This window comes from Streptomyces sp. NBC_00390 (assembly GCF_036057275.1).
Taxonomy (GTDB): Bacteria; Actinomycetota; Actinomycetes; order Streptomycetales; family Streptomycetaceae; genus Streptomyces.
Genome location: NZ_CP107945.1, coordinates 257289 through 272628, shown reverse-complemented (window position 1 = coordinate 272628; position 15340 = coordinate 257289). Strand labels below are relative to the sequence as shown.

The window sequence follows — 15340 nt, the reverse complement described above, 5'->3', positions numbered from 1 at the left end:
CATAGGCGCCTCAGCCTAACCGGCCGCCATCGGTGTGTACGGGTCGGACCAGGTGCTTCAATGACATCACCAGATGGCGGTGCCCCGGCTGCACCGCGCCGATGAGGAGCGCCCGCTGTCCCGGGCCGAGCAGATGGAAGCGCACGTGCTGCGCGTCGAACGACGACAGGGCATCCACGAGATACGACGGGTTGAAAGTGACCGTCATGTCGTCGGCGCCTTCCAGAACCGCCGGCAGCACCTGGGAGGCGACATCGTCCGCGTACCCTGCCCGGAGCCGGACGGAGGCGCCCCTGAAGGACAACTGCATCGGGGGCAACGGGGAGGGCGTGATGGACGGTACGCAGGGGCACGCGGCCGCGGTGCCGACGGGGCGCCGAGTGACGCGTCGGCGCCCCGCGTTGTGGGGCACGCTGTGCGGGGGCCGATGCGGTCGCAGCCGGACCGCGCAGCGTCGTCGCTTCTCGTGGCGGAACGGCCGCACCACCGCCGCGGCCGCCGTGGTCGTGGCGTGCCTGCTCGCGCTGCCGTCCGCCGTACCGAACACCCCCGGCCGCCTCGGCAGTCTGCTGGAGACGTTCCTGCCGTGGCTCGGGCTCGTCGTGCCCGTGCTGCTGGCCGTGGCCGTGGTGCGCAGGTCCCGCACCGCACTGCTCGCGCTGTTGCTGCCCGTCGTGGCGTGGCTGGGCCAGTTCGGCGCGTTGCTGCTGCCCGCCCAGGGAGCCGCGCACGACCTGGTCGTGGTGCAGCACAACGTCAGTGACACGAACACCGACCCGGAGGCCACTGCCCGGGCCCTGGCCCGGATCAGCCCCGACCTCATCGCACTGGAGGAGGTCACCGGATCCGCCCGGCCCCGCTACCACGAGGCACTCGCCGCGCACCATCCGCATCACGCGGTCGCGGGTACCGTCGGACTGTGGTCGAGGTTTCCGCTCACCGACGTACGGCCACTGGACATCAAACCGGCCGGGATCGGCCCCGGCTGGAACCGGGCGCTGCGCGCCACCGCGCGTACGCCACAGGGCGAGATCGCCGTCTACGTCGCCCATCTGCCCTCGGTGCGCCTCGGAGTGAACGGCCTGGATTCGGCATGGCGGGACGAGAGCGCCCTCCTGCTCGGCGCGGCGATCGCCGCCGAGCCGCTGGACAGGGTGATCCTGCTGGGCGATCTCAACAGCACGGTGGACGACCGCGGCCTGCGGCCGGTCAGTTCACAGATGAACCCGACCGGGCCGGGGTTCGCGTTCAGCTGGCCGGCGGCGTTTCCCGTCGCCCGGATCGACCAGGTCATGACCAGGTCCGCCACCGTCACGAGCCTGTTCTCGCTGCCCGCGACCGGCAGCGACCATCTGCCCGTCGCCGCCCGCGTCAGGTTCTGACCGCCGGACCCCGCCCCGCCGGGGACCGCGTACAAGCTCTGGGCCTCCAGGTGTCCCCGCCGTCCGGTGAACGCGGCGCCCGCCTCCGACGTACTGGACGACGGCAACCGTCCAGCCCCCAGCACGCAAGGAGGTCTGCCGCCGATGACACACCGTCGCCCGGGACCCGCCACTGCCGCCGCCGTCGTCCTCGGGGCGGTGCCGATCCTGCTCACCAGCGCGGCCGCCGGCGTGGCACACGCCCACGGCGCGCCGACCGATCCGGTCAGCAGAGTCGCCGCCTGCGGCCTGGATGGGGCGCAGCGCACATCGGCCGCCTGCCGGGCGGCCGTTGCCGTCAACGGGGGAGCGGACTTCCGCGCATGGGACAACCTGCGGGTGGCGGACGTGCGGGGCCGGGACCGGCAGGTCATTCCGGACGGGCAGCTGTGCAGCGCCGGCCTGGACGCGTACCGGGGCCTGGACGTCGCCCGGGCCGACTGGCCCGCGACGCCGCTCGAGGCGGGCGAGCGGTTCACGCTCACCTACCGCTCGACGATCCCGCACAGGGGGACCTTCAAGCTCTATCTCACGAAGGAGGGTTACGATCCCGCCGGGCCGCTGCGCTGGGACGACCTGGCGGCACGGCCGTTCGCCACCGCTACCGACCCCGCGCTGGTCAACGGTGCCTACCGGATCCGCGGGCGTCTGCCCGCCAATCTGACCGGCCGCCATGTGCTCTACACCATCTGGCAGAACACGGACACGCCGGACACCTACTACTCGTGCTCCGACGTGATGCTGACCGGCAACGCGAAGGGCGAGGAGGCACACGAAGCGCCGCCGAGGGACACCACGCCGCCGACCGCGCCCTCGCCGAGCCCCCCGAAGGACGAGCCGACCGAGGAGCCGGCGGAAACGCCCGCGACGGCAGAGGCCGCGCCACCGGTCACCCCGCCCGTCGTCCCGCCGGCGGACCGGTCCGCCGCAGCATCGGCGGACGGGGACGACAAGACGCTCACCCTGATCGCCGGTTCGGGAGCCGCCGTCCTCGCACTTCTCGCCGTGACCGGATCGGTGATGCTCCGGCGCCGCCATACGTGACGCAGCGTCACCCGCAGCCGCGGCGCGACGCGCCCGGTGACACCAGCTTCCCGGAGTCCGGAGAGTGATCGTCTCACCATGAGAGGCAACCTCTGCGGCCGGGAGGTCATCCCTCCATACGCAATGGGCTGCAGAGATGCGGCCTGCCCGCACCAGCGCATGGAGTGAAATGAGAACGGTCCACACGTCGGTCGTCGTCCCGTGCTTCAACGAGAGCGAGGTGATCGACGCCTTCCACGCTGCTCTCATCGCCGCCCTCGAGCCGACCGCGACGACCTTCGAGATCTGCTACGTGGACGACGGCAGCAGCGACCGGACCCGGATCCGCCTCCGTGATCTCGCGGCAACGGACCCGCGGGTGCGCTACACCTCCTTCAGCCGGAACTTCGGCAAGGAGTCGGCGATGCTTGCCGGTCTGCGGATGTCCCAGGGGGAGGTGGTCGTCCTGATGGACGCCGATCTCCAGCACCCTCCCGAACTGCTGCCCCGCATGCTGGAGTTGCACCGTCACGGCTACGACCAGGTCATCGCGCAGCGGGACCGTACCGGCGAGGGTACGGTGCGCAAGGCGCTCAGCCAGACGTACTACCGCCTGGTGCGCCGCTTCATGGACGTCGAGGTCCTCGACGGGGCAGGCGACTTCCGGCTGCTGTCACGCCGCGCCGTCAACGCCGTCCTGTCCCTCCCGGAGAGCAACCGCTTCTCCAAGGGGCTCTTCTCCTGGATCGGCTTCGACACCGTCAGCTTCACCTACCAGAACGTGGAGCGTGCCGCCGGCCAGTCCAAGTGGGGCGGCAGACGGCTGCTCAACTACGGCATCGACGGGCTGCTCTCCTTCAACAGCCGCCCGTTGCGCATGGCGATCCACACCGGGCTGTGGCTGTTCCTGTCCGCCCTCGGCTACGCGCTGTGGATAATCGCCAACGTACTGCTCGACGGCGTCGAAACACCCGGCTACGCGACCATCATCACCGCCATCGTCGCCCTCAGCGGTATCCAGCTCGCCACGCTCGGAGTCATCGGCGAGTACGTGGGACGGATCTACCACGAGGCGAAGCGGCGGCCGCACTATGTGATCCGGGAGACGGACACCTCCCACGCGGCGGCCGCCGACGCCCTGACCGCCGAGGTCATGGAATCCGTGTCGAGTAAGTGACCTTCTCGAGGCCGTAGTAGTCCGCCACACACTGGGCCGGCCAGATCCTGCGGCCCTGGTCGCCGAACGGCTCCAGCATTCTGGCCACCCGTACCGGCGTGTACGGTGCCACCTTCGCGCCGCTCGCCGCCTGCTCGCGCAGGAAGCGGTCCTGGCGGTCCCACTGACCCGCCCGCACCTGCATCGCGTCCCCGAGCCCGTGGAGCGGCCCCACCAGGCCCAGCATGGCCGCCGCGCACACCGCGGCGGCCGCGGCCGCCGCCGTACCCGTGCGGCGCCCGCGCAGCCGAACTGCCCGCCCGGCGAAGGCACCGGCGCCGGTCAGCAGCAGGACGAACAGGAGCAGGTAGTCGTTCCAGGTACGTTCGGTGGTCACCACCCGGGCCCCGAACACGGGATATGTGATCACGGTGCACAGATAGCCGGAGACCACGAACGCGGCCGCGCCGAGGGAGAGAAGAAACAGCGGACGGCAGGGCAGCAGGGCGGCGGGCCGCCCGGCCCGGCCGCGCGCCAGCAGCCCCAGCAGCACACCGGCCGCGACCGCGCCGAAGTACTGCCACGTGGTGAGTACGGTCGCCAGGATCTGCCCCGATCCGCGCAGCGAGCCGAGCAGGGTTTCGGGCGCGAATAGGGAGGCGCGGTCGGCGCCGTAGCGCTCGCGGCGTTCGATCGAACCCGGGGACGTCATCAGCACCACCGTGCCGATGGCGACACCGGCCGCCCCCGCCAGCGACCAGCGGCGCACGAGCCCCGTCACGCGCGGGACGAAGACGCGGTGGGCGAAGAGCACCGCACCCGACAGGACCACGAGGGCGACGACCGACGTCTCTTCGGAGAGCGTGCCCATGAAGATCCCCGCCGCGAGCACCGTGGCGAACGCGGCGACACGGCCCCGCCGGCCGCGCGCACGCAGCAGCGGGATCGCCGCCGCGCAGGCGAGCACCGGTGCGACGGTGTGCGAGACGGAGGCCGCGGGCCAGTAGAACGTCTTGTACGTATTGGGCGTGGCGAACAGGAAGACCGCGGCGATCACGGACGCCACGAGCAACGGGAGACCGCGTGGCACCACCAGGTGGGCCCGGCGCAGCAGCTGCGTGGTCAGTGCCCACAGCAGCGCCAGCATGAGAACGCCGCTGATCAGCCCGAACCACTGGTGCCCGGCCACAGGGAACTTGGCGTAGAGCCCGACGAGCAGGCCGTTGCCGACCCGTCCGTTGTCGGTGAAGTAGAACTTGCCGATCAGACCCGTGATGCCCTGGTCGCGGACGCTGGGCAGAAAGCACCACTCGTCGGCGCTGGGCCGGACATGGCGGCCGAGCAATGAGGCCATGGCGAGGAGACCTAGCGGCAACAGGGACAGGGCAAGTGGCCAGGAGGTGCGCCAGGACCAGGAGGGGCCTTGCCGGCCGTTCCATCGCTCAGGTCCCGGCTCCGGATCCGGATCTCGTGCGACGTTGACGCCCGATGCGTCGACGGCCATATCACCACTGCCTTTCTGGAAACTACTGGTTCGACACCGTAGAGGTGAATCCTCTGCGGGCCGTTCCATGTCCGGCGCGGCGGGTCGGCGAGTCGGCGAGTCGGCGAGTCGCGACACGCCGGTGGTCTCCGGCAGCAGGGCCCCGTCCACGGACCCGGCGAAGTAGGAGCCCGGACCACAGCCTGATCGCGCGGTACTGGTGCCGCACGGGGTGGGGAAACCGGGAAGGAAGCAGGAAGCCGGCTCAAGCCGAACCGTGACAACGGACGCCGGGGAGGAATTCGCTCACGTTCACGTGGGCGAGGAGGTCGGTACAACATCGTCCCGACGATCCGCCAGGAGCCCGGATTCCGGGCATCGGTGACGCCTGGCGTGAAGTTCCACGGTCGGCCGGTCGTGTCGCACAGCGGCAACGGCCGCAGCCGCGCCCCCGTCCGCACAGGGGACGCGGCTCAGCCGCATGTGTACACGAAACGCGCCGACGCCGAGTGAGCCGACGGAGCAGTGATGCGCAGCTCCGCTGCTGCCTGGTACCTGCCCTTGCCGTGGAATGTCCACAGCAGATGCAGGCGGGCCTGCTTCTGGCCTCGCGTCAGTTTCTCCTTCAACTCGCCCGACGTGGTGCCGTCGCTGCGCACCCAGCGGTAGGTGAGGGTGCCGGGCCGGCCGTTGGTTCTCACCACGCCCACGACATCGGCCGTGCCGTCGCACCCGGGCCCGTCGGCGGAGGTCCGCACGGTCACGTCGCGGACGGCCAGTCCGGGGCCGTAGCGCTGCCAGGCCAGGAAGGCCAGCACGGCCACCAGCACCGCGGCGGCGAGGGAGTAGCGCCGGAGCACCCGGCTCCGGGGAGCGCGCACCCGCTCCGGTTCGTCGGCGGACTGTCCCGCAAGGGTGCCGTGCCAGATGTCGACGGCGGTGGTGCCGTTGCGGCGGCTCCGGACGGCAGCGGTCACACCGGGCCCGAAGCGCAGTACGTCGCCCTCCACCCGGTCAGGGGCCACGTGCTCGGACGGCTCGCGCCGGACGAGAGTGGGTGTGTCGGCCGGAGCGTCGCCTTCCGGCCGCTCGAACCAGTGACTGCCGAGAGCTGTCGCGCTGTACTCGTCGTCGGGCTGGGGCTCGGGGGCGGGCACGGGCTCGGGCAGGCGGACGGTGTCCGGGATTCGGGGATCGTTCATCGGACCGCTCATGTGATCGTGCACCGCTGAGTCAGGATCTGCTGCATGGAACTGCCGTTCGCGGCGGTCGGGTTCGTTGTCGCCTGAACCCCCCAGTAGCAGGCTCGCCCCGAGAAGGAGTGGGTCAGGTCGAGGGTGTACTGCGTCGCACCACTGCGCTCGAAGGTCTGCGTGCCGTCAGGTGTACCCGGGTCGCCCTTCGAGTTACTGGTGGACCAGGAGATGACGATCGTCACGGGACCCGTGCCGTCGGTGCTGACGCCGACGGTCGCGGCACCAACGGCGAAGTCCGTCTGCCGGAAGCTCGTCACCGACACGTTCCGTACCCGCGCCGACGGCGTCACCGTGGGCGTGGCGGTCGTCGGGTCCGTGGTCGGGGTGGTCGTCGGCGGTGGAGTCGCGGGGTCCGTCGTGGTCCCCGGCGTGGGTGACCCAGGCCCGGCTGTCGCGCTGCCGGAGGCCGTGGGGGACGGGCTCGCAGCGTCCGATGCGGACGGGGACGGTTCGGCGGAGGCAGAAGCGCTGCCTGACGGTGGGACGTCCGGGGCCTGCGGAGTGCCGGGATCGGCGCTCGTGGTGGCGACGGCCTGCGCGGTCGTCTCCTGCGGGCCGCCCCCCTGAGCCCCGGCGGCGATCGCGACGACCACGGCGACGGCCAGGGCGACGGCCGCGGTCAGCGCCTTGCGCAGCAGCGGTGACCAGCCGCCGAGCTTGCTCCCTCCGCCCAGCGCGGTCGTGGCGAGATCGGTCGTTCCGACTGCGTGGCCCGCCGCGGAAGGGAACAGCAGCGGCAACAGCGCGGCGAGCGCGGCCAGTTTCCGTTGTCCGCGCTCTTCCCAGTCGGGGCCGTACGCCGCCCCCGCGATCTCCTCGAGCTCGGCCACGAACGCCATCGCGTTCGCGGGCCGCTCACCCGGCGACTTCGCGAGTCCCCGCCTGATCAGCGGCCGTACCGGCTCGGGTGCCTCCGCATCGGGGATCGGTGCGTCGAGATGCTGCAGAGCCAGCTCGGCGAAGTTCTCGCCGGTGTAGGGCTTGCGGCCGGTCAGGCACTCGTAGAAGGTCGCGGTCGCCGCGTAGACGTCGGCCGCGGGCGAGGCGGGCTCGCCGTTCCACTGCTCGGGGGCCATGTACGCAGGGGTTCCGGCCACTCCCGGGGTGCTGTCGCGTCCCGCGGCGATACCGAAGTCGACGAGCTTCGACGAACCGTCGGCGGCGACGAGGACGTTCTCGGGCTTGTAGTCGCGGTGCACCACACCGGCGCGATGTGCGGCGGCAAGACCCAGCAGTGAGCCCTTCAGCACGACGAGCGCGGCCTCGGGTCCGGTTGCGCCCTCCCGCTGGAGCAGTGCGCGCAGGGCGATTCCGTCGACCAGCTCCATCACGATGGCGGCGCCGTTCGGCGCTTCGACGTACTCGTAAAGCCCCACGACATGCGGCGAGTCGAGGTCACCGAGCAGCCGCGCCTCGGCGCGGAACTCCCGCACGAAGGCCGAGTCCGTACGCAGCCGCTCGTTCAGATACTTGACGGCCACCGGCATGCCGGTCGCGTCATGGACGGCCAGGACGACTCGGCCGCAGCCACCGGACCCCAGCTCCCGGGACTCCGTGTACCCAGGCACCGACCACACGTTCATCATTTCCCCCAGTGGGAGCCGCCAGCGGTCCCCTATGACGCCGTACCCCACGGTGGCTTATGTACGACCGCCGCACGGTAGCTCACATGCTGTCCCCATGACAGACACAATTGCGTCACGCCCGGTTCCGCCGACGGCCTGTGCATCGTGGGCCGGGGTCCGTTGCCGAGGGAGCGCCGGAGCCTTACGGCGACGACCGCAAGGATCCGGATCTCAGCCGTAGCGGGCGACCAGCCCGTGCACATACTCCTCCAGCCTTGCCGTGAGCAGCGACGGTGCCAGATCCGTGCGTCCCAGCTCACGCCACGGCACCGCGACCTTCTCCGCGTCCGGAGCGAAGGCCAGCGCGTCCAGCACGCGCCAGTACAGATGCGCCGCGGGATCGGTGGCCAAGGTCCCGCCGGCCGCGACGTACCGGTCGGCGAAGTCCATGCCGGCGCGGGCGCCGTGGAGCAGGGCCAGCGCCGTGGAGCAGTGCGCCACGTCCAGATCGGCCGGGCCCCAGGAGGTCTCCACCCAGTCGACGACGCCGGTGATCTTCAGATCGCTGCCGTGTCCGGTGAACAGGACATTGCCCGGATGGAAGTCCCGGTGCAGAAAGCAGGGCCGGTACGCCGGGGGGTCGTTGCGGATGATGTCGACGGCCTGCGCCCACAGTTCCGGACGCCGGGTGGTCCCGGGCACGCGCACCCGTTCCGCTGAGGTCCACGCCTCGTACGTTCGGGGCCTGGCATGCTCCGGTACGTCCAGCCGGTGGATCGCGACCAGTTGCCGGGCCAGCAGCGCCGTGCGTTGCGCGGCCTCCTCGTCGTCCAGCCGCACCCCGCCGGGCAGCAGCGACATCAGCAGCGAGGGATGGTCGCAGTGCTTCCCCGTCGCATCGACGGCGTGCAGTGCGGCCGCCGGTATGCCGGTCGGCGCGAGCAGCCGCAGGATGTCCGCCTCGCGCGTGAGGAGGGCGTCGGCGACCCGCAGGTAGAACGGTTTGACGAAGGACCGCAGCACCAGCGCGCGCGGTGTCCGCGCGCCTGTGATCTGCAGACGGCGCATGTGCGAGGACCATCCGCCGCGCAGAGTGTCGACGGCCTCGATGCGCTCGGACGCGTGCAACTGCCTCTCCACCCACGCACGGGTGCCGGACCAGTCGTGACCGCCCTCGGTCGCGGCCGTCATGCGGGGAGCGCCGCGGTCAGGTCCAGCTCGACGAGCTGACGGTGAGGACCGAGCTGCGCCACGCCGAGCAGCGTGCTCGCCGTCGTGAACGCCGGCCCGAGCGGCGATGCCGTCAGCCGCCTCCAGGCCGCCGCGAGCACCTCCGTGTCGTCGCTGACGACATGGGCCACGGAGCGGACCGTCTGATCCGGCGCGGCGTCGACCGCGGCCAACGCGGTCATGGCGCTGGCCGCGACCCGGTCGATCTGCCGGCCGAGGTCACCCTCGCCGACGAGCGTGCCGGACGGATCCCAGGGGCACTGCCCGGCGACATACGCGGTGCGGCCGGATCGGACAACGGTGATGTGGTGACAGCCGGGTGCCGGGTGCAGAGTCTGGGGATCGACACGGCGGATCAAGGACGACGCCGAAGGGTCGGAGGTGGTCATGGAAAGATCATCTGCCGTCGACGCGTTCTCCCGCAGGGGATTTCGACATACGCCGAGGCCGTGGACGAGGCCCCTCGGACCGCATCACACCTGCATCCGTTCCGAGGTCTTCGGCGACGCGGAGCCGAGGCATGGGGCATGGCGGTGTCTCCAGCGAGTCGGCCGGCCCCGGCGCGCCAGAGCACTGCATACGGTCGGCGCGCCGGATGCTCCTGACCGCCGCAGAATGCCATACCGCGCCGGGGCGCCCAAGGGTTCACAGCGCTCGGCGCATTACGGTCCGGCAACCGGGAGAGCAGGAGCAGAAGGTTACGTCGACGGCCGGCACCGGTCGCGGAACGGCCCGGCCCGGCCAGGGACTTCAGTGGACCGGGTGGACCGCTTCCCGCAGCGCGTACTTGACCTGCGGAATCCGCACGTCGCCGAAGTGGACCACGGAGGGTGCGAGGGCGCGCGGGTCCACGGTGCACCGCCTGCGGCAGCACCCAGGTCACATGCACTGCCCGGCAGTGGGCCGTCAGCACAGCGTGCGGCACCGGCCGGCCCTCCGGTGACGCCGCCCTGTGCACCCACCACCGCACCGCCGCACCCCCGAACACCGCGCCCAGCAGCCGGACATCGAGCTCGGCTCCTGACTCAGAGCGTTTCGCCGAGCGAGTCCGCGAGCCGGCGGCGAGCCGTGCGGACCGCGGGCAGCGCAGCCGCGGCGACCGCGCCGAGTACGGCCCCGACCCCCACCAGCGCCAGCAGGTAGCCGGGCAGCGGCTGCGCGATGCCGGCACCGATGCCGCTGATACGGCCCTGCGTGTCGACCAGCCACCGCCCCGAGACCACGCCGAGCACCGTGCCGACCACCGCCGCCGCGAGTGCCGTGAGACCGGCTGCCGTCACGATCACCGAACTGATCTGGCGAGGTGTCAGGCCGATCGCCTTGAGAGCCAGCAGATCCCGGCCGCGGTCACGCACCCCCGTACTGATCAGCGTCAGCAGCTCGATCAGCCCGATCAGGGCCAGCACCGCGATCAGCGCCGCGATGACCCCGCGGGCCGGACCGAGCCGGTCCGCCGGATTGGCGACCTCGCGGATCTCCAGCGTGCCGCCGAAGGATGTGGCGAGCGCACTGCTGACCTCCCGCGGGTCCGCGCCGTCGCGCAGCGCCACCAGATGGAAGTCCGGCCGCAGCGTGGCATCGTCCTCCCGCAGCGTGTCCAGGGTGGTGGAGATCACCCGGCCACCGTCTTCCGGCTCGATGCTGCGTCCGACGATGTGAAGGATCTGCGGCCGGCCCTCGACCGTCAGCCGCACCCAGTCCCCGACACCGACATCGAGCAGGTCGAGCAGCCCCTGCCCCGCGACCGCCTCGTCCGGCCCGTCCGGCCCGCGGCCTTCGGCCACCGTGTACGGATACGGGGCCGACGCCGTGCCGAGACCGCGGAGCGCGATCGTGCCGGTCTGCCCGGGGGCGAGCGCCGCGACCTCGGCGCCGGGGTGCGCGGCCACCACGTCCCGCTGTGCGGTCAGGGCGCGGTCCAGTTCCCGGTCCGGGATGCTGCCCGGCCGCTCGGCCCGCACCGTCAGCGCCGCCGGGCGTCCCATCTCGGCGGGACGGCTGCCGAACCGGTCCACGGTCGTCCAGGCGACCAGCGCCACGGTGATCATCAGCAGTGGAAGTGCCAGGCGTGCCACGGGGACCAGTGCCAGGGCCCGGCGTGGGAACGCGGCTCGCCAGCCGAGTACCAGGGCCGGCGGCACACGCAGCCCGAGCGCCCGTCGGCCCAGCCCGGTCATGGGCGCGGCCGAGGGCAGCGCCATGCGCGCCACGGGTACCGGCGGCACCCGCCCGGCCCGCCAGGCGGCGAGCCCGGTCGCGGCCGCGATCAGCAGGACCGCGGCGCCCGGTATCCCGAGGAGCACCGCCGTGTACCCGGGCATGTCCTGCCACACCCCGGCCGCCTCGCCGATCCGCCCCGGCAGCCGGCCCCCGAGCAGCGCGATCGCCGCCGTACCGAGCGTGATCCCGAGCAGTGCGAACGCGAGGTGCTGGATCAGGAAGCCCCGTATCACCTGGCCGGGCGTGAAGCCGATCGCCTTGAGGATCGAGATGTCACGCAACTGGCCGCGCACCCGGGCGGCGATCGCACCCGACGCGGCGAGCGCGGCGCACAGCAGCGCGCCGAGCCCGAACACGGCGAAGAGCTGCCCGAGCAGCCGGTCGTCGCCGCCTGCCTCGGCGCGCGCCTGCTGCCACTTGGCGACCTGGGTCACATGGTCGGCGCCGAGCACCGTGACGGCGCGCTGGACGGTGAAGTCCGTGTCGGCGGGGTCCGTGAGCCGCAGTCCGGCCGTCACGCCGCTGGTTGCAGGAACGGACCGGTCGAGCGTGCCGGGCAGTACCCAGCCGGTCCCCGGCTGTCCGCCCGGGCGGTAGCGCAGCTCGGCGCTCTCGGCGATTCCGGCGACACGCAGCGTCCGGGCGGTCCCGGCCGCGTCGGCGACGGTGAGTTCGTCGCCCGGTTCCGCCCACAGCACGCGTGCCACGGAGGCTTCGAGAACGACCCCGCCGAGCGCGGCCCGGTCCGCGGCGCCGTCGGTCGCCGGATCGAGCCAGCGGCCGGCGGTGAGCAGCGGGCGCGCGATCTCTTCGGGGCGCGCGTCCGTGGCCCGTAGTTCGACCCGTGCGCGGGCCCCACGGGACTCGAGCGTCGCCTGCCCGGTGCGGTAAGGCCCCGCCACGCCTTCCACCCCGGACAGCTCGGCCAGTGCGGCGGTGTCGGCGTCGGACCGGGTGTGGATCCACACGTGGGCGCCGTGGGACTGGGTGAAGATCCGCTGCCAGGGGTTGGCCGCGTAGTTCAGCAGTGCTCCGGCCAGCAGCAGTGAAGCGATGATCCCGGCGCTCGCCAGCACGACGAACAGCGCCTCGCCGCGGTGCGCCCGCAGATCGGCGTGTGCCCAGCGCAGTGTGGCCCGCACGGTCGGTCCTTCAGTCCTTGAGTTCGAGTACGCCGAGGACTCCGCCGGGGCCGCCGCGTCCGCCCCGGCTCTCGCCGAGGGCCGCGTCGTCGGCTATTCGCCCGTCGAAGAAGCTGATGACCCGGTCGGCCGCGCTGGCCATCCGGGCGTCATGGGTGACCAGCACGATCGTCTGGCCCCGCTGGTGGAAGCGGGAGAGCAGCCGCAGCACCTCCCGGGTGCCCTTGCTGTCCAGGCTGCCGGCCGGTTCGTCGGCGAGCAGGAGGGAGGGGTGGTTCACCAGTGCCCGGGCCAGCGCGACGCGCTGCTGCTCGCCGCCGGACAGTTCGCCGGGCATCGCGCGCTCCCTGCCTTCGAGCCCGAGCTCGGCCAGGAGTTCGGCGCGGCTGTCGCGCGCCGCCCGGGGGGAGGCCCCCGCCAGCAGCGCGGGCAGTTCGACGTTGTCGGCCACGGTGAGATTGGAGACCAGATTGAAGAACTGGAAGACGATGCCGATGTTGCGCCGGCGCAGCCCTGCCCAGCGCGCCTCGCGATAGCCGTCCACCCGCTCCCCGTCGAGCCACAGCTGCCCGCTGTCGGGCCGCTGGAGTCCGCCGAGCAGATGCAGGAGTGTGGACTTCCCTGCTCCGGACGGTCCGGTGACTGCGACGAACTCGCCCGGCTGCACGGTCAGGTCCACCGAGCGCACCGCGTGCACGGGCCCGCCCTCGCCGTGGTGCGTCTTGCACAGCGCCTGCGCACGCACGATCGGCCGCACTCCGGGGCCGTCGGCGTCGCTCCCGTGGGCGGGCAGGTGGGACGGAGCCGTGTCGTCGCTCATTCCAGCTCCTCCTGGCAGCGTTCCAGCCAGTCGAGATCGGCCTGCAGATGCAGCATCGCGCCCTCGATCAGCAGGTGGGACATGCGGTTGTCCCGGTCCTCCGTGGCGGCCAGCCTGGACAGTTCACGCATGGTGTTCAGATACTGCCGCCGCTGTTTGTTGATCAGAGTGACCGCGTCCGCGAGTCCGGACCGGGACGCGAGCGCGAGCTTCATGAAGAACTCGTCCCGCACCCGGGGCTCGTCGGCGGTCTCCTCGAACCAGGCGAGCACAGCCTCCCGGCCGGCGTCGGTGAGCAGATAGGTGCGCTTGTTGGGCCTGCCCGACTGCTCGACGTCCTCGCCCTCGATGAGACCGGCCTTCTCCAGCCGCCCGAGGGTGACATAGATCTGGCCGACGTTCGGCTGAGGGTACGCGGCGCCCAGCAGCTTCTCAAGGTCCTGCTTGAGCTCGTAGCCGTGCGCCGGGCCGCGGGTGAGGAGCGCCAGAAGCGGCAGCCGCACGCGCCCCCTCCTCCCGCTCGGTAGTTGCTCGTAGGCTCACGTGGCAGGGTGTGACCCACGCCCTTGTCCGGTCCGCCTGCATGTCTAGTATCGCTCATGCCTAACGGGTATATATAGGCCACAGCTACCGGCGGCGCAGCCGGGACGTGTACTGGGAGGAACCTATGCGGTGGACGCGTGCCGCGGGTAGAGCTCTCCTGGTGATCGCGGTGCTGCTGGTCGGCTGGACGGGATTCTCCGCTCAGCCCGGCACCGTGAACGGCGAGGGCCGCGGCCCCATGACGCTGGTGACCGCCGGTGATCTGACCGACTATCTCGCCCCGTTGCTCGAGGACTGGAACGCGGACCACCCCGACGAGCCGGTCACGCTCGTCGAACTGCCGGACTCCGCCGACGAGACCAGGGCGCAGATGATCAGCGAACTGCGTTCGGGCAGCGACCGGTTCGACGTGCTGAACATCGATGTCGCCTGGACCTCCGAGTTCGCCGCGGCGGGCTGGATCGCGCCGCTGGAGCGGGACCGCTTCCCGCTGGACGACTTCCTGCCGCCCGTGGTGGACACCGCCACGTTCGGCGGCCGGCTCCATGCCGTCCCTTATGTCACCAATGCCGGACTCCTCTACTATCGCGCGGACATCCTGCGGCGTGAGGGCCTTGCTCCGCCGCGGACCTGGGCCGAACTCGCCCGGCAGGCCCGCGAGATCGCTCCGAAGTACGGACTCGACGGTTACGCCGGTCAGTTCCTGCCGTACGAAGGTCTCTCGGTCAACGCCACCGAGGCGGTCCATTCGGCCGGCGGATCCTTCCTGCGCGACGACGGCACCCGTGTCACGGTGAACTCCGCGCCCGCCCGCGCCGGACTCGGGTTCCTGGCCGACGGGGTGCGCGAGGGGTGGATCTCCAAGGAGGCCCTCGCCTACAAGGAGGAGGAGTCGCGGCAGGCGTTCCAGGACGGGAAGGTGCTGTTCCTGCGGAACTGGCCGTATGTGTACGCGCTCGCCAACGCCCAGGACTCCAAGGTGTCGGGCAAGGTGGGGGCGGTGCCGCTGCCCGGACCCGACGGGCCGGGCGCCAGTGTGCTGGGCGGTTCCAATCTCGCGGTCAGCGCGCACTCCCGGCATCCGCAGTCGGCCGCCGACCTGATCGCCTACCTCACCAGTGAGCATGTGCAGCGCCAGGTCCTCACCGAGGGTGCGCTGCCTCCCGTGCGGGCCGATCTGTACGGCGATCCGGCGCTGATCCGCGACCACCCGTATCTTCCGACACTGCGCCGCAGTGTGGAGACGGCCGCGCCGCGCCCCAAGAGCCCCCGTTATGACCAGGTGACCCTGGCCGTGCAGGCCGTGGTGCAGGACGTGATGGCGCTGCGCCAGTCGCCGGAGCAGGCGGTCGTCCGGCTCTCCCGTGAGCTGGAGTCGATTGCCCGCAGAGGCTGAGCCCATCACCGCCTCCTTCTGCTGAACCCATCAGCCGCGTACTTACATGTTAAGTATGCGGCTGCTGTGTTGCACCCCCAAATAC

General features: G+C 71.6%; 13 protein-coding genes. 4 read left to right on the top strand and 9 right to left on the bottom strand.

Annotation, left to right across the window (positions count from 1 at the left end; genetic code table 11):
* Positions 1-10: 10 nt before the first annotated feature.
* A complete protein-coding gene (locus OHS70_RS01145) occupies positions 11-310 on the bottom strand; it encodes a hypothetical protein (protein WP_443062545.1) in 300 nt (99 codons plus the stop codon).
* Between the two features lie 22 nt (positions 311-332).
* Here OHS70_RS01145 and OHS70_RS01140 point away from each other — a divergent pair, with 22 nt between their 5' ends.
* The 3 genes from OHS70_RS01140 (at position 333) to OHS70_RS01130 (ending at position 3621) form a co-directional block, all read left to right on the top strand.
* The gene (locus OHS70_RS01140; protein ID WP_328392661.1) at positions 333-1382 is read left to right on the top strand and encodes an endonuclease/exonuclease/phosphatase family protein; all 1050 of its coding nucleotides are present in this window, start codon (positions 333-335) and stop codon (positions 1380-1382) included.
* 144 nt (positions 1383-1526) lie between these two features.
* Complete coding sequence (locus OHS70_RS01135; protein ID WP_328392659.1) at positions 1527-2465, top strand: lytic polysaccharide monooxygenase; 939 nt, start codon at positions 1527-1529, stop codon at positions 2463-2465.
* Between the two features lie 169 nt (positions 2466-2634).
* Positions 2635-3621: a glycosyltransferase family 2 protein gene (locus OHS70_RS01130; RefSeq protein ID WP_328392657.1), complete on the top strand. Its 987-nt coding sequence runs from the start codon at positions 2635-2637 to the stop codon at positions 3619-3621.
* Here OHS70_RS01130 and OHS70_RS01125 read toward each other — a convergent pair.
* The 8 genes from OHS70_RS01125 to OHS70_RS01090 form a co-directional block, all read right to left on the bottom strand.
* Positions 3596-5104 (bottom strand): DUF6056 family protein, encoded by a 1509-nt coding sequence (locus tag OHS70_RS01125; RefSeq protein WP_443062544.1) that lies wholly within the window; start codon positions 5102-5104, stop codon positions 3596-3598. The two genes, OHS70_RS01130 and OHS70_RS01125, sit on opposite strands and share 26 nt — an antisense overlap.
* Before the next feature lie 452 nt (positions 5105-5556).
* Positions 5557-6285 (bottom strand): hypothetical protein, encoded by a 729-nt coding sequence (locus OHS70_RS01120; RefSeq protein ID WP_328392653.1) that lies wholly within the window; start codon positions 6283-6285, stop codon positions 5557-5559.
* Between the two features lie 8 nt (positions 6286-6293).
* Positions 6294-7922 carry a serine/threonine-protein kinase gene (locus OHS70_RS01115; protein WP_328405343.1) on the bottom strand — a complete coding sequence of 543 codons (1629 nt, stop codon included), beginning with the start codon at positions 7920-7922 and terminating at the stop codon, positions 6294-6296.
* Positions 7923-8135: 213 nt separating this feature from the next.
* On the bottom strand, positions 8136-9095 hold the full coding sequence (locus OHS70_RS01110; RefSeq protein ID WP_328392651.1) for a phosphotransferase family protein: 960 nt from the start codon (positions 9093-9095) through the stop codon (positions 8136-8138).
* A complete protein-coding gene (locus OHS70_RS01105; protein ID WP_328392649.1) occupies positions 9092-9523 on the bottom strand; it encodes a RidA family protein in 432 nt (143 codons plus the stop codon). The genes OHS70_RS01110 and OHS70_RS01105 overlap by 4 nt, the downstream gene beginning before the upstream one ends.
* Positions 9524-10159: 636 nt before the next feature.
* Positions 10160-12496 carry an ABC transporter permease gene (locus tag OHS70_RS01100; RefSeq protein ID WP_328392647.1) on the bottom strand — a complete coding sequence of 779 codons (2337 nt, stop codon included), beginning with the start codon at positions 12494-12496 and terminating at the stop codon, positions 10160-10162.
* A 10-nt stretch (positions 12497-12506) separates the two neighbouring features.
* Complete coding sequence (locus OHS70_RS01095) at positions 12507-13316, bottom strand: ABC transporter ATP-binding protein (RefSeq protein WP_328392645.1); 810 nt, start codon at positions 13314-13316, stop codon at positions 12507-12509.
* A complete protein-coding gene (locus tag OHS70_RS01090; RefSeq protein WP_328392643.1) occupies positions 13313-13819 on the bottom strand; it encodes a PadR family transcriptional regulator in 507 nt (168 codons plus the stop codon). Before OHS70_RS01090 ends, OHS70_RS01095 begins: the two co-directional genes overlap by 4 nt.
* A gap of 164 nt (positions 13820-13983) precedes the next feature.
* Between OHS70_RS01090 and OHS70_RS01085 the strand changes: the two genes are divergently transcribed.
* Positions 13984-15255, top strand: a complete 1272-nt coding sequence (locus OHS70_RS01085) for an ABC transporter substrate-binding protein (RefSeq protein ID WP_328392641.1) — start codon at positions 13984-13986, stop codon at positions 15253-15255.
* The last annotated feature ends 85 nt before the right edge of the window (positions 15256-15340 follow it).

Bases quoted from the DNA above. Each gene is read 5' to 3' on its own strand.
- OHS70_RS01135 (WP_328392659.1), top strand. From the start codon at position 1,527: ATGACACACCGTCGCCCGGGACCCGCCACTGCCGCCGCCGTCGTCCTC.
- OHS70_RS01145 (WP_443062545.1), bottom strand. From the start codon at position 310: ATGCAGTTGTCCTTCAGGGGCGCCTCCGTCCGGCTCCGGGCAGGGTAC.
- OHS70_RS01105 (WP_328392649.1), bottom strand. From the start codon at position 9,523: ATGACCACCTCCGACCCTTCGGCGTCGTCCTTGATCCGCCGTGTCGAT.
- OHS70_RS01125 (WP_443062544.1), bottom strand. From the start codon at position 5,104: ATGGCCGTCGACGCATCGGGCGTCAACGTCGCACGAGATCCGGATCCG.
- OHS70_RS01115 (WP_328405343.1), bottom strand. From the start codon at position 7,922: ATGAACGTGTGGTCGGTGCCTGGGTACACGGAGTCCCGGGAGCTGGGG.
- OHS70_RS01140 (WP_328392661.1), top strand. From the start codon at position 333: ATGGACGGTACGCAGGGGCACGCGGCCGCGGTGCCGACGGGGCGCCGA.
- OHS70_RS01085 (WP_328392641.1), top strand. From the start codon at position 13,984: ATGCGGTGGACGCGTGCCGCGGGTAGAGCTCTCCTGGTGATCGCGGTG.
- OHS70_RS01095 (WP_328392645.1), bottom strand. From the start codon at position 13,316: ATGAGCGACGACACGGCTCCGTCCCACCTGCCCGCCCACGGGAGCGAC.
- OHS70_RS01130 (WP_328392657.1), top strand. From the start codon at position 2,635: ATGAGAACGGTCCACACGTCGGTCGTCGTCCCGTGCTTCAACGAGAGC.
- OHS70_RS01110 (WP_328392651.1), bottom strand. From the start codon at position 9,095: ATGACGGCCGCGACCGAGGGCGGTCACGACTGGTCCGGCACCCGTGCG.
- OHS70_RS01120 (WP_328392653.1), bottom strand. From the start codon at position 6,285: ATGAACGATCCCCGAATCCCGGACACCGTCCGCCTGCCCGAGCCCGTG.